Genomic DNA, 11,571 nt, shown 5'->3' with positions numbered 1-11,571 from the left:
TCATGACCATCAAAGTCGGTATCAACGGATTCGGCCGCATCGGCCGCATGGCCTTCCGCGCCATCGCCAAGGATTTTCCTGAGCTCGAAGTCGTCGCCATCAACGATCTGCTCGAACCCGGCTATCTCGCCTACATGTTGAAGTATGACTCCGTGCATGGCCGCTTCAACGGCGACATCAAGGTCGACGGCAACAACCTCGTCGTCAATGGCAAGAAGATCCGCCTGACTGCCGAGAAAGATCCTGCCAACCTCAAATGGGGCGAAGTCGGCGTCGATGTCGTGATCGAATCGACCGGCTTCTTCCTCACCAAGGAAACCTGCCAGAAGCACCTCGACGCGGGCGCCAAGAAAGTCGTCCAGTCGGCGCCGTCGAAGGACGACACGCCGATGTTCGTCTATGGTGTGAACCATGAAAAGTATGCCGGTGAGACCATCGTCTCGGCTGCCTCCTGCACCACCAACTGCCTGGCGCCGGTCGCCAAGGTGCTGCACGACAAGTTCGGCATCAAGCGCGGCCTGATGTCCACCGTGCATGCCGCCACCGCAACGCAGAAGACCGTCGATGGCCCGTCCTCGAAGGACTGGCGCGGTGGCCGCGGCATTCTGGAAAACATCATCCCGTCCTCGACCGGTGCCGCCAAGGCCGTCGGCAAGGTGATCCCGGAGCTCAACAAGAAGCTCACCGGCATGGCCTTCCGCGTACCGACCTCCGATGTCTCCGTGGTCGACCTGACCGTCGAGCTGCTCAAGGAAGCCACTTACGAAGACATCTGCAAGGCGATGAAGGAAGCCTCGGAATCCGGTCCGCTGAAGGGTGTGCTCGGCTACACCGACGAGAAGGTCGTCTCCACCGACTTCCGCGGTTGCAGCCAGCCCTCGATCTTCGATGCCGAAGCCGGTATCCAGCTCGATCCGACCTTCGTCAAGGTCGTGTCCTGGTATGACAACGAGTACGGCTACACCTGCAACATGCTGCGCTTCGTGAAGCACGTCGCCAGCAAGTAAGGAGATCCGCCATCCAAGCGTTGCGCCGTCATCACGGCGCAATGCTTCAGTGGTTGATTTCGAAAATAGGACTTGGGAGACAACAATGGCCAAATTCATCCGCATGACCGACCTCGATCTCAAGAACAAGCGCGTCTTCATCCGCGCCGATCTGAACGTGCCCGTCAAGGACGGCAAGGTCACTTCCGACGCGCGCATCACCGCCTCGCTGCCGACCATCGAATTCGCGCTGAAGGCGGGCGCCCGGGTGATGGTGACCTCGCATCTGGGGCGGCCGACCGAAGGCGAATTCAAGCCGGAAGATTCGCTCGCGCCTGTAGCCGAGGTGATGTCTGCCAAGCTCGGCAAGCCGGTGCGCCTGATCCAGAACTGGGTCGATGGCGGCTTCGAGGTCGCACCCGGTGAAGTCGTGCTGCTGGAAAACTGCCGTGTTAACAAAGGCGAGAAGAAGAACGCCGAGGAGACGGCGAAGAAATACGCCGCCCTGTGCGACATCTTCGTCATGGATGCCTTCGGCACCGCGCATCGTGCCGAGGCCTCGACCTACGGCATCGCCCAGTTCGCGCCGGTGGCCTGCGCCGGCATCCTCGTCGCCCAGGAACTCGAAGCGCTCGACAAGGCGCTGGCCAACCCGGCGCGGCCGATGGTGGCGATCGTCGGTGGCTCGAAGGTCTCCACCAAGCTGACGGTCCTCGAAGCGCTGTCGGAAAAGGTCGACCAGCTCGTCGTCGGCGGCGGTATCGCCAACACCTTCCTGGCCGCGACTGGCAAGAACGTCGGCAAGTCATTGTGCGAGACGGATTTGATTCCCACCGCCAAGAGCCTGATGGAAAAGATGGCCAAGCGCGGCGCCTCGATTCCGATCGCCGTCGATGTCGTCGTCGGCAAGAACTTCGATGCCAACGAGCCGGCGGTGCTGAAGAACGCCGATGAAGTGGCGGATGACGACATGATCTTCGACATCGGCCCGAAGAGCGCCCAGCAGCTGGCCGACATCATCATGCAGGCGGGCACCGTGGTGTGGAATGGTCCGGTCGGCGTATTCGAGTTCGATCAGTTCGGCAACGGCACGAAGAAGCTCGCCGAGGCGATCGCCGCGACCAAGGCCTTTACGCTCGCCGGCGGCGGCGACACCATCGCCGCGATCCAGAAGTATGGGATTTACGACAAGGTGTCCTACATCTCCACCGCCGGCGGCGCCTTCCTCGAATATCTCGAGGGCAAGGTGTTGCCGGCCGTCGAGATCCTCGAAAAGCGCGCCCAAGGCTGAAACCCACCGCAGAATGGGCCGCCAGCGTGCGGCCCGTCATCCCTTCCATGCAACGTGCCACCAAAATCGTCGCGACACTCGGCCCGGCCTCGACCGATGCCGAGACGATCGACAGGCTGGTTGCTGCCGGTATCGACATCGTACGCCTCAACTTTTCGCACGGCAGCCTCGACGATCATCGTCTGAGACTCGAACGATTGCATGAAGCGACGCGCAGACAAGGCCGCACCATCGCGGTGATGGCCGACCTGCAAGGGCCGAAGATCCGCATCGGCAAGTTCGCCGGCAGCAAGATCGTGCTCAAGCCCGGCCAGCACTTCATTCTCGATGCGGAATGCACGCTGGGCGACTCTGAGCGCGTCGGCCTCGATTACCCTGAACTGGTCGACGATGTCGTGCCGGGCGACATCCTGCTGCTCGACGACGGTCGCATCGTCATGGAGGTCCTCTCGGTGCAGGAGGCGGAGATCCACTGCGTGGTGCGTCAGGGCGGCGAGTTGTCGAACAACAAGGGCATCAACAAGCAGGGCGGCGGACTGTCGGCGCCGGCGCTGACGCCCAAGGACATGGAAGACATCCAGAGCGCCGCGGGCTTGCAGGTCGATTACGTCGCCGTCTCGTTCCCCAAGAGCGGGGCCGATCTGCGGCTGGCGCGCAAGCTGCTCGGCAAGGCGGGCTCCCAGGCATTGGTGATCGCCAAAATCGAGCGTCGCGAGGCGATCGACAATCTCGACGACATCCTCCACGCCTGTGACGGCGTGATGGTGGCACGCGGCGATCTGGCCGTCGAAGTCGGCGATGCCGCCGTGCCGGCACTGCAGAAGAAGATCATCCGTCAGGCGCGGGCAATGAACAAGTTTGCCATCACCGCCACGCAGATGATGGAATCGATGATCCACTCACCGGTGCCGACGCGCGCCGAAGTGTCGGATGTCGCCAATGCGGTGCTCGACGGCACCGATGCGGTGATGCTCTCGGGCGAGACCGCCGCAGGCGCATATCCGGTCGAGACCGTGCAGGCGATGGCGCGCATCTGCTATGAAGCGGAGAAGTCGATGGACCCGGCCGCGCTCGATCGTCATTTCCTCGATCTGGTGTTCACCCGCATCGATCAGTCGATCGCGATGGCAGCCCTGTTCACCGCCCACCACCTGAAGGTCAAGGCGATCGCTGCGCTGACGCAGACCGGCTCCACTGCGCTGTGGATCTCCCGGCTCAACTGCAATGTACCGATCTATGCCTTGACGAACGACATCCGCACGCGTTACAAAGTCGCTGTCTATCGCGGCGTGTATCCCCTGATGACCCGTTACCAGGGGCATGATCGCGACGAACAACTGTTCGAGGCGGAGGAAGAGCTGATCCGTGCCGGCGCCGTCGAGGTCGGCGACCTGATCGTCATCACCTGTGGCGAACCGATCGGCCAGCCCGGTGGCACGAATACCCTGAAAATCATCCGGGTCGGCGAACACCGTCCCGCCTAGTTCAACCGTACATCAACCCAAGCGAAGAGGAGACTTCCATGCCACTCGTATCGATGCGCCAACTACTGGACCATGCTGCCGAACACGGCTATGGCCTGCCCGCGTTCAACGTCAACAACCTCGAACAGATCCAGGCCATCATGGAGGCCGCCGAGGAAACCAACAGCCCGGTCATCATGCAGGGTTCGGCCGGCGCTCGCAAATATGCCGGCGAAGCTTACCTGCGCAAGCTCATCGAAGCCGCGATCGAAACCCATCCCGACATCCCGATCGTCATGCACCAGGACCACGGCGCGAGCCCAGCGATCTGCATCCAGGCGATCCGTTCCGGCTTCTCCAGCGTGATGATGGACGGCTCGCTGATGGAGGACGCGAAGACCCCTTCCACCTTCCAATACAACGTCGAGGTCACCCGCAAGGTGGTCGAGATGTCGCATGCCATCGGCGTTTCCGTCGAGGGTGAGCTGGGTTGCCTGGGCTCGCTGGAAACCGGTCAGGGCGAGAAGGAAGACGGCCACGGCGCCGAGGGCAAGCTCTCGCACGATCAATTGCTCACCGACCCGAACGAAGCCGCCGAGTTCGTCAAACTCACCGGCGTCGATGCGCTGGCGATCGCGATCGGCACCTCGCACGGTGCCTACAAATTCACCCGTCCGCCCACGGGCGCGGTGCTCAGGATCGACCGCATCAAGGAAATCCACGCCAAGCTGCCCAACACCCACCTGGTGATGCACGGCTCGTCGAGCGTACCGCAGGACTGGCTCAAGATCATCAACGAGAATGGCGGCGAAATGGGCGCGACCTACGGCGTGCCGGTCGAGGAAATCGTCGAGGGTATCAAGAACGGCGTGCGCAAGGTGAACATCGACACGGATCTCCGCATGGCCTCCACCGGCGCGATCCGCCGTTACCTGAATACCGACCGCAAGAACTTCGACCCGCGCAAATATCTCGCCGAAGCCAGAAAGGCGATGAAGGAAATCTGCAAGGCGCGTTACGAGGCGTTTGGTTGCGCCGGCATGGCGAGCAAGATCAAGGCGATCCCGCTCGAGAAGATGGCCGAGCGGTATAAGAAGGGTGAGCTGACCGCTGTCATCAAATAAGCGCTCGTGAAAAATTCTGCTGCGCTTGCCATCTTGGGGTCGGGCGGTGCTCGCCATCCTCGTGTATTGCCATATACACTCCGGTGGCTGCGCTCCGGCCTCCCCCAACCTGGCTGCGCTCGCGACGAATTTTTTCACGAGCTCTGAGCTTTCCCAGTCAGAGTGGACAACAAGGGCCGCGCAAGCGGCCCTTTTACATCTGGAACAGCCGCGCGAGTTCAGCGCCGGGCGAGGGCGCGCGCATGAAGGCTTCGCCGACCAGGAAGGCATGCACCCCATGCGCCTTCATCAGCGCGACATCGCTGGGCTGCAGGATGCCGGATTCGGTGACGACGATGCGGTCTGACGGGATGCGGGGAAGCTGCGCGAGTGTGGTATCGAGGCTCACCTCGAAGCTGCGCAGGTTGCGGTTGTTGATGCCGACGAGTGGCGTCCTGAGCTTGAGCGCGCGGTCGACTTCGCCCGCGTCATGACTTTCGACCAAGACGGCCATACCAAGCGAGAGCGCGAGGTCTTCGAGTTCGCGCATCTGGCTGTCTTCGAGTGCGGCGACGATCAAGAGGATCGCATCCGCCCCCATCGCACGGGCTTCATAGACCTGATACGGGTCGATGATGAAGTCCTTTCTCAGCACCGGTAGAGAGCAGGCGGCGCGGGCTTGCTGCAGATATTCGGGCGCGCCCTGGAAGAATTGCCGGTCGGTGAGCACCGACAGACAGGCGGCGCCATGGCGCTCATAATCCGCAGCAATCTCGGCAGGACGGAAATCCGGCCGGATCACGCCTTTCGAGGGGCTGGCCTTTTTGATTTCGGCGATCACTGCCGTCCCGCCAGCGCCGACTTTGCGAGTTGAGTCGGCGCCCGGCGGGACGTCCTCATTCCCGCCAGCGCCGATTTTTGCGCGGATCGCGCCAACGAAGTCGCGCGGAGCCGGCTGACCCTCGGCCTCGGCGCGGACCGCTGCGAGTGGCTTGGCGGCTTGCGCGGCGGTGACTTCCGCGCGTTTGGCGGCGAGGATCTTGTTCAGGATATCGCTCATAAACGGTTGAATTCCTCAGGACTGAGGCCGGCCTGCTTGAGTATGCTGCGAAAGGTGCCAGTTGGCACGTCACCCGGATGCATTGCAATGTAAGTCATTCGGCCATCCGGATGACGCAAAATCTTGTGCGAGCCAGTCTGCCGCACCTCGACGAAACCGGCGCGCAACAGGCGGCGCAGGATTTCACGTGCCGACCAGGGCATCGTCGAGTTCGACGTGCGCGAAATACGAATCCATCTCGCGAGGAATCGGCTCGCCGCGAGCCTTTCTTTCTTCGACCCACGCCGTGAGCAACTCGCGCGCGGCCGCCTTGGCCCCATCGATGCCCAGGCCGTGGGTGGTCAGGTCGAGGGCCGGAATATGCGCGTAGTAATACCCTGGCGGAAAGTCCGGATCGGTGACGGCTTCGATGAGTATGGAATATTGCATGGCGACAATCTGAAGGATGGGTCGATTCTAACAACCGGCGAGCTGGCGGGTGCAGGCGACGAATTCTTCGAGCTTCGCCAAGGCACGGCCGCTTTCGATGGTCTCTCGTGCGCGTGCGATGCCCGAGGCGATGTCGGGGACGAGGTTGGCGGCATAAAGCGCCGCGCCGGCGTTCAAGCAAACGATTTCCAAAGCCGGACCCGGCTGATTGTGCAGCACGCCCAGGAGCCTTCCTTTCGATTCCGCGGCATCGGCCACGCGCAGGTTGCGCGTGGCGATCATCGCCAGCCCGAAATCTTCGGGATGGATTTCGTATTCGCGAATCTCGCCGTCCTTCAATTCGCCGACCATCGTCGCGGCGCCGAGCGAGATTTCGTCCATGCCGTCCTTGCCATGGACGACCAATACGTGCTGCGCGCCGAGCTCCTGCATCACGCGCACGCAGATACCCACCAGGTCTGGATGGAAGACGCCGAGCAGTGAATTGGGCGCGCCGGCCGGGTTGGTGAGCGGCCCGAGGATGTTGAAGATGGTGCGCACGCCCATCTCACGCCGCACCGGCGCGACGTTCTTCATCGCCGGATGGTGGTTGGGCGCGTACATGAAACCCATGCCGGTCGTTTTGATGCATTCGGCCACCTGCGGCGCCTGAAGATCGATCTTCGCGCCCAAGGCTTCCAACACATCGGCGGCGCCGGATTTCGACGACACGCTACGGTTGCCGTGCTTGGCGACCGTGGCACCCGCCGCGGCCGCAACGAAGGCGGCGGCGGTGGAGATATTGAAGGTATGCGAGCTGTCGCCGCCGGTGCCGACGATGTCGACGAAATGCGGGTTGTGCGGCACCTCGACCCGGGTGGCGAGCTCGCGCATCACCTTCGCCGCGGCGGTGATCTCGCCGATGGTTTCCTTTTTCACGCGCAAGCCGGTGAGGATCGCGGCGATCATCACCGGCGAGACCTCGCCCTTCATGATCTGCCGCATCAGGTGCAGCATCTCGTCGTGAAAGATCTCGCGATGTTCGATGGTGCGCTGGAGCGCTTGCTGAGGTGTGATCATGTCATTTCCCCTCGAGGAAGTTCTTGAGCAGGGCATGACCATGCTCGGTCATGATGGATTCGGGATGGAACTGCACGCCCTGAAGGGCGAATTCCTTGTGACGGATGCCCATGATCTCGCCATCGTCGGTCCAGGCGGTGACCTCGAGACAGGCCGGCAGCGTGTCGCGGCGGATCGCCAGCGAGTGATAGCGCGTGGCATGGAACGGATTGGGCAAGCCGCTGAAGATACCGACATTGGCGTGATGCACCGCCGAGATCTTGCCGTGCATCAGTTGCTTGGCGTGGATGATCTCGCCGCCGAAGGCGTAGCCGATGCTTTGATGTCCGAGACAGACGCCGAGGATCGGCAGCTTGCCGGCGAACGTCCTGATCGCTTCGACCGAAATCCCCGCTTCCTTCGGCGAGCAGGGGCCGGGGGAGATGACCAGATAATCGGGGTTCATCGCCGCGATTTCCTTCACGGTGATCGCGTCGTTGCGAAACACGCGCACCTCCTGCCCGAGTTCGCCGAAATACTGCACGAGGTTGTAGGTGAAGGAGTCGTAGTTGTCGATCATCAAGAGCATGGGATGTCCGCTTTCCGGTCGGGTCATGATGCGAAATCGCCATTTTCCCTCAGAAGCGGGCACCGTGGCACCCCGGGTTCATTTCGCGCCTTGCTTGAAGCGTGCCGGATCGAGATCGTGACGGGCCAGCAGCTTGTAAAACTCCGTGCGATTGCGCCGGGCGATGCGGGCCGCCTGGGCGACATTGCCGCAAGTGGTTTTCAGCAGCTGCACCAGATAGTCGTATTCGAATGCCTTGCGCGCGTCGTCGAAAGCGGCCATTTCCCGTGCATTCTCCTCGGTCAGCAGACGCCGCACCAGCGAGGCCGGAACGAGCGGCGTGACTGCCAAGGCCAGCGCCTGTTCGACGATGCTGCGCAGCTGGCGCACATTGCCTGGCCACGGCGCCTCGCACAGCAGGGTCATGGCCTCGGGGGAAAAGGCCTGCGCGGTCTTGTCTCTCGCTTGCGCGGTGAAATGGGCGATGAGCAGCGGAATGTCACCGCGCCGTGCCGCCAGACCGGGCAGGGTCAGCGTATTGCGCATCAGGCTGTAGTAGAGATCGGCGCGGAAACGGCCTTCATGGACAGCCGTTTCCAGCGATGGGTGCGCCGTCGCGATGATGCGCGCGGCACAGCGCCGGCCCTCGAAAAGGCCGGCTGCAGCGATGCGAGCCTGCAGGCGGGCTTGCAGGTTTGCTGGCAGCCGCTCGATTTCGTCGAGCAACAGGGTGCCTGCCTCATCGAGTGCCGCGTTGAGAAGGGCATCTGCATCCGTGCCGGTCAATCCGGAGCAGGGCACCACCCGGAACGGCTGGTCGGCACGTTGGCTGCATTGGTGCATCGCGCGGGCCAGCAGCTCCTTGCCGCTGCCGGGCGGACCCTTGATGAGGAGCGGCTGCGGGTCGTCGGCGAGACGGTGGGCGGCACGCAGCAGCTCATCCATCACCGGATCGGCGGAGATGATTTCGCGGCGCCATGCCGCATTGTCGCGTTCCGGCGCGATCGGCGGCGAGAGCGTGATCGCCGCGGCGATACGCGCCAGGAGCTCGCGGCCATCGAAAGGCTTGGTGAGAAAACTGAACACGCCGCGCTGGGTGGCCGCCACCGCATCGGGGATGGTGCCGTGGGCGGTGAGGATGATCACCGGCACGCTCGGTGCTTCGGCATGCAGGCGCTCGAACAGCGCGTGGCCATCCATGCCGTCCATGCGCAGATCGGTGACGACGACACGCGGCCGTTCGGCGCGGAAGATCGCCAGGGCCTCTTCTCCGCAGGACGCCTGGGCGACCGTATAGCCGGCCGAGGAAAGACGCATCGTGATCAGCGCCAGCAGATCGGGGTCGTCATCGACGACGAGGATGCGGGCGCCCGTGTTGCCGTTCATCGACGGATCGCCCGTTGCAGCGTTTCGCGATCGATGCGACGCAGCGCTTCTACCTTCTTTTCGAGCGCGGCGACTTTGGCTTCGAGCTCCTCGACCTTGCGTTGTTCCTCGCGTAGCAGGCGCTGTCGCTCCGCCACTTGGCCGAGCAATTTTTGTTTCTCGTCCTCGCAGCGGCGTTGGAGCTCGGTGAGCTGATAGACGAGCTGCAATTTTTCGTCTTCCGCTTTGCGCAGTTCCTCACGCAGCATTTGCATTTCGTCCGCCGTGGCAGCACCCTGCCCGGTCAGCTGAGCACAACCGGCCAGCAGCAGCGGGGACATCAGCAAAAGGAGGCGGGGCAGGTTCATGGCATTTCGATAGTGAGGGGCAAGGTGACGCGGAAATGCGTGGCCGCCTCGTCGGGCAGATATTCGAGCGTGCCGCGATGGGCGGCGACGAATTCGCGCGCGATGGCCAGACCGAGGCCGACGCCGGTAACCGATTTCGCGGCCGGGCCGCGATAGAACGGTTCGAAAATCATTTTACGCTCCTCCTCGGGTACGCCCGGGCCCTCGTCGAAAACGTCGAGCACCGCATTTTGCTGGGCGCGGGACAGCTCGATGCGGATCGTGCCGCGCGGTGGCGAGAACTTGACGGCATTCGACAGCAGGTTGTCGATGATCGTCGTGATCTCTTCGCGGCCGCCGACGACGGTCAGCGGGGCGAGCCGGCCGGTGATGCGCAGCTGCTTGTCGCGTGCGGCGAGCTTGTGGGTCGCCAAAATCTGCTGGATCAGTTCGTCGAGCCGCAGGTTTTCGGGCTCGATGCGGTCGCGCACGTGCTCGGCCTGTTGCAGCTTGAGCAACCCGTCGATCAGCGCCTGGAGCCGCAGGACGTTGCCCTGCATGATGCTGGCGATCTGTTCCTGCTGAATCGACAGTTCTCCCGCCACGCCTTCGGCGATCAGACTCGTGCCTTCGCGTAGCGCGGCGAGCGGAGTCTTCAGCTCATGCGAAACATGCCGGAGGATGCGCGTGCGTTCTTCCTGCAAGGCGAGCATGCGCCGACGCAACCAGTCGAGCCGTTTGCCGATCCAGCGCAGATCGTCCGTGCCCTTGAGCTCGATCGGCCGTTCCAGCAGATTGTTGCCGAGAGCGATCACGGCGCGCTCGACGCCGCGGAACAGCTGCGCGACCGTGCGCTGCCCGGCCCAGAACAGCAACAGTGCGGCAAGCAGGGCCAACACGATGGCGATCAGCAGCTGCTGTTGCAGCCGTTCTGCTTCGTTGCGGAAGGTCTGGCGTTCCGCTTCGCTGAGCCGGTCGATTTCCTTGACCAGGCCGCTGATACGGCCTTTGAGGGTCTCGAATGTGTTCAGCATCGGTTGCACGTCATGTGCGTCGGCCAACAGCGCGGGGTGCGCGGCGGCTTCGAGTGCGCGCATGGCGCGTACTTCGTCGCTCAGCGATGTGAGCAGCGGCAGACGGACGAGTTCATCCAGATGCGAGCCCCATTCCTTTTGTGCCAGCAGATAGTCGTCGATCAGCGACGGGTCTTGCAATGCCTCGTATTGCCGCAGCAGGCGCTCCATCGTGAGGATGTCCTCGTCGAGCTCCCAGGCGAGCCGCGTGGCTTCGGCCGTCTCGAGCATCGAGACGGCGCTGCGCTCTGACAACCCCGTCAGGCTGGCCGAGGCGAAGGCGATCGCGATCAGCAGCGGCAGGGCCGTCAGCAGCCAGCCGGTCAGGATCAGGCGCAGAAAGGAGCGCGGGTAGAGGTTCATGGCGCCGCAATCGTAAGGAATCGGCCGGCTCGGGAAAAGTGTCGGGTGTCGACGACAGTGGAAACACTTTACCGCATTCAGCAATATCCGCCCCGCGGTTCGCTGCCAGGAGGGCCGTCATCTGCCGCTGGATGCAGGCGGCGTTCGTCACATCGAGAAAAAGGAGTTTCCATGAAGCGAAGAAACATCTTGTGCGTTTTGGCATGCAGCCTGGCGACCATGCCCGTTATCGCCCAGACCACCGCGGCCGCGCCGCCGGCGGGGCGACTGCTCGCGTCGAATTGCTTCCAGTGCCACGGCACCAACGGCAGCGGCGGCGTGGAAAAGATCGCCGGCAAGTCGGCGAGCGAAATCGTCAAGGAGCTCAAGGAAATGCAGCAGAAATCGCCGCCGAAGATGATGGACATGCATGCGCGCGGCTATACCGATGCCGAAATCAACCAGCTTGCCAATTACCTGGCAACCCTACGCTGAGGAGGAACGGA

General features: G+C 62.9%; 13 protein-coding genes. 5 read left to right on the top strand and 8 right to left on the bottom strand.

What is annotated here, in order from left to right; genetic code table 11:
- Nucleotides 1-2 precede the first annotated feature (2 nt).
- The 4 genes from gap (at nucleotide 3) to fba (ending at nucleotide 4,864) form a co-directional block, all read left to right on the top strand.
- Nucleotides 3-1,007, top strand: coding sequence for a type I glyceraldehyde-3-phosphate dehydrogenase (gene gap, locus M52SOB_RS10665; protein WP_131111789.1), 1,005 nt, complete (start codon nucleotides 3-5; stop codon nucleotides 1,005-1,007).
- A gap of 85 nt (nucleotides 1,008-1,092) precedes the next feature.
- Nucleotides 1,093-2,277, top strand: coding sequence for a phosphoglycerate kinase (locus tag M52SOB_RS10660; protein ID WP_131111788.1), 1,185 nt, complete (start codon nucleotides 1,093-1,095; stop codon nucleotides 2,275-2,277).
- 47 nt (nucleotides 2,278-2,324) lie between these two features.
- Nucleotides 2,325-3,761, top strand: a complete 1,437-nt coding sequence (gene pyk, locus M52SOB_RS10655; protein ID WP_131111787.1) for a pyruvate kinase — start codon at nucleotides 2,325-2,327, stop codon at nucleotides 3,759-3,761.
- A 38-nt stretch (nucleotides 3,762-3,799) separates the two neighbouring features.
- Nucleotides 3,800-4,864: a class II fructose-bisphosphate aldolase gene (gene fba / locus M52SOB_RS10650; RefSeq protein WP_126446485.1), complete on the top strand. Its 1,065-nt coding sequence runs from the start codon at nucleotides 3,800-3,802 to the stop codon at nucleotides 4,862-4,864.
- 193 nt (nucleotides 4,865-5,057) lie between these two features.
- Here fba and trpC read toward each other — a convergent pair whose 3' ends face one another.
- The 8 genes from trpC to M52SOB_RS10610 form a co-directional block, all read right to left on the bottom strand.
- Nucleotides 5,058-5,903 carry an indole-3-glycerol phosphate synthase TrpC gene (gene trpC, locus M52SOB_RS10645; protein WP_131111786.1) on the bottom strand — a complete coding sequence of 282 codons (846 nt, stop codon included), beginning with the start codon at nucleotides 5,901-5,903 and terminating at the stop codon, nucleotides 5,058-5,060.
- On the bottom strand, nucleotides 5,900-6,106 hold the full coding sequence (locus tag M52SOB_RS10640) for a type II toxin-antitoxin system HicA family toxin (protein WP_131111785.1): 207 nt from the start codon (nucleotides 6,104-6,106) through the stop codon (nucleotides 5,900-5,902). The genes trpC and M52SOB_RS10640 overlap by 4 nt, the downstream gene beginning before the upstream one ends.
- On the bottom strand, nucleotides 6,087-6,332 hold the full coding sequence (locus M52SOB_RS10635) for a type II toxin-antitoxin system HicB family antitoxin (RefSeq protein WP_131111784.1): 246 nt from the start codon (nucleotides 6,330-6,332) through the stop codon (nucleotides 6,087-6,089). Before M52SOB_RS10635 ends, M52SOB_RS10640 begins: the two co-directional genes overlap by 20 nt.
- 27 nt (nucleotides 6,333-6,359) lie before the next feature.
- Complete coding sequence (gene trpD / locus M52SOB_RS10630; RefSeq protein WP_131111783.1) at nucleotides 6,360-7,391, bottom strand: anthranilate phosphoribosyltransferase; 1,032 nt, start codon at nucleotides 7,389-7,391, stop codon at nucleotides 6,360-6,362.
- A 1-nt stretch (nucleotide 7,392) separates the two neighbouring features.
- The gene (locus tag M52SOB_RS10625; RefSeq protein ID WP_131112519.1) at nucleotides 7,393-7,959 is read right to left on the bottom strand and encodes an anthranilate synthase component II; all 567 of its coding nucleotides are present in this window, start codon (nucleotides 7,957-7,959) and stop codon (nucleotides 7,393-7,395) included.
- Nucleotides 7,960-8,037: 78 nt separating this feature from the next.
- Nucleotides 8,038-9,324, bottom strand: coding sequence for a response regulator (locus M52SOB_RS10620; protein WP_131111782.1), 1,287 nt, complete (start codon nucleotides 9,322-9,324; stop codon nucleotides 8,038-8,040).
- Nucleotides 9,321-9,671 (bottom strand): hypothetical protein, encoded by a 351-nt coding sequence (locus M52SOB_RS10615; protein WP_131111781.1) that lies wholly within the window; start codon nucleotides 9,669-9,671, stop codon nucleotides 9,321-9,323. Before M52SOB_RS10615 ends, M52SOB_RS10620 begins: the two co-directional genes overlap by 4 nt.
- Nucleotides 9,668-11,086 (bottom strand): sensor histidine kinase, encoded by a 1,419-nt coding sequence (locus M52SOB_RS10610; protein WP_131111780.1) that lies wholly within the window; start codon nucleotides 11,084-11,086, stop codon nucleotides 9,668-9,670. The genes M52SOB_RS10615 and M52SOB_RS10610 overlap by 4 nt, the downstream gene beginning before the upstream one ends.
- A gap of 171 nt (nucleotides 11,087-11,257) precedes the next feature.
- Here M52SOB_RS10610 and M52SOB_RS10605 point away from each other — a divergent pair, with 171 nt between their 5' ends.
- On the top strand, nucleotides 11,258-11,560 hold the full coding sequence (locus M52SOB_RS10605) for a c-type cytochrome (protein ID WP_284155080.1): 303 nt from the start codon (nucleotides 11,258-11,260) through the stop codon (nucleotides 11,558-11,560).
- The last annotated feature ends 11 nt before the right edge of the window (nucleotides 11,561-11,571 follow it).

Origin of the sequence: Sulfuricystis thermophila, from assembly GCF_004323595.1 — a bacterium.
Lineage (GTDB): Bacteria > Pseudomonadota > Gammaproteobacteria > Burkholderiales > Rhodocyclaceae > Sulfuricystis > Sulfuricystis thermophila.
This window is presented reverse-complemented; position numbering and strand designations above follow the sequence as displayed.

Excerpts from the sequence above, each read along its gene's own strand:
- gap (WP_131111789.1), top strand. The coding sequence starts at position 3 with ATGACCATCAAAGTCGGTATCAACGGATTCGGCCGCATCGGCCGCATG.
- M52SOB_RS10660 (WP_131111788.1), top strand. The coding sequence starts at position 1,093 with ATGGCCAAATTCATCCGCATGACCGACCTCGATCTCAAGAACAAGCGC.
- pyk (WP_131111787.1), top strand. The coding sequence starts at position 2,325 with ATGCAACGTGCCACCAAAATCGTCGCGACACTCGGCCCGGCCTCGACC.
- fba (WP_126446485.1), top strand. The coding sequence starts at position 3,800 with ATGCCACTCGTATCGATGCGCCAACTACTGGACCATGCTGCCGAACAC.
- trpC (WP_131111786.1), bottom strand. The coding sequence starts at position 5,903 with ATGAGCGATATCCTGAACAAGATCCTCGCCGCCAAACGCGCGGAAGTC.
- M52SOB_RS10640 (WP_131111785.1), bottom strand. The coding sequence starts at position 6,106 with ATGCCCTGGTCGGCACGTGAAATCCTGCGCCGCCTGTTGCGCGCCGGT.
- M52SOB_RS10635 (WP_131111784.1), bottom strand. The coding sequence starts at position 6,332 with ATGCAATATTCCATACTCATCGAAGCCGTCACCGATCCGGACTTTCCG.
- trpD (WP_131111783.1), bottom strand. The coding sequence starts at position 7,391 with ATGATCACACCTCAGCAAGCGCTCCAGCGCACCATCGAACATCGCGAG.
- M52SOB_RS10625 (WP_131112519.1), bottom strand. The coding sequence starts at position 7,959 with ATGCTCTTGATGATCGACAACTACGACTCCTTCACCTACAACCTCGTG.
- M52SOB_RS10620 (WP_131111782.1), bottom strand. The coding sequence starts at position 9,324 with ATGAACGGCAACACGGGCGCCCGCATCCTCGTCGTCGATGACGACCCC.
- M52SOB_RS10615 (WP_131111781.1), bottom strand. The coding sequence starts at position 9,671 with ATGAACCTGCCCCGCCTCCTTTTGCTGATGTCCCCGCTGCTGCTGGCC.
- M52SOB_RS10610 (WP_131111780.1), bottom strand. The coding sequence starts at position 11,086 with ATGAACCTCTACCCGCGCTCCTTTCTGCGCCTGATCCTGACCGGCTGG.
- M52SOB_RS10605 (WP_284155080.1), top strand. The coding sequence starts at position 11,258 with ATGAAGCGAAGAAACATCTTGTGCGTTTTGGCATGCAGCCTGGCGACC.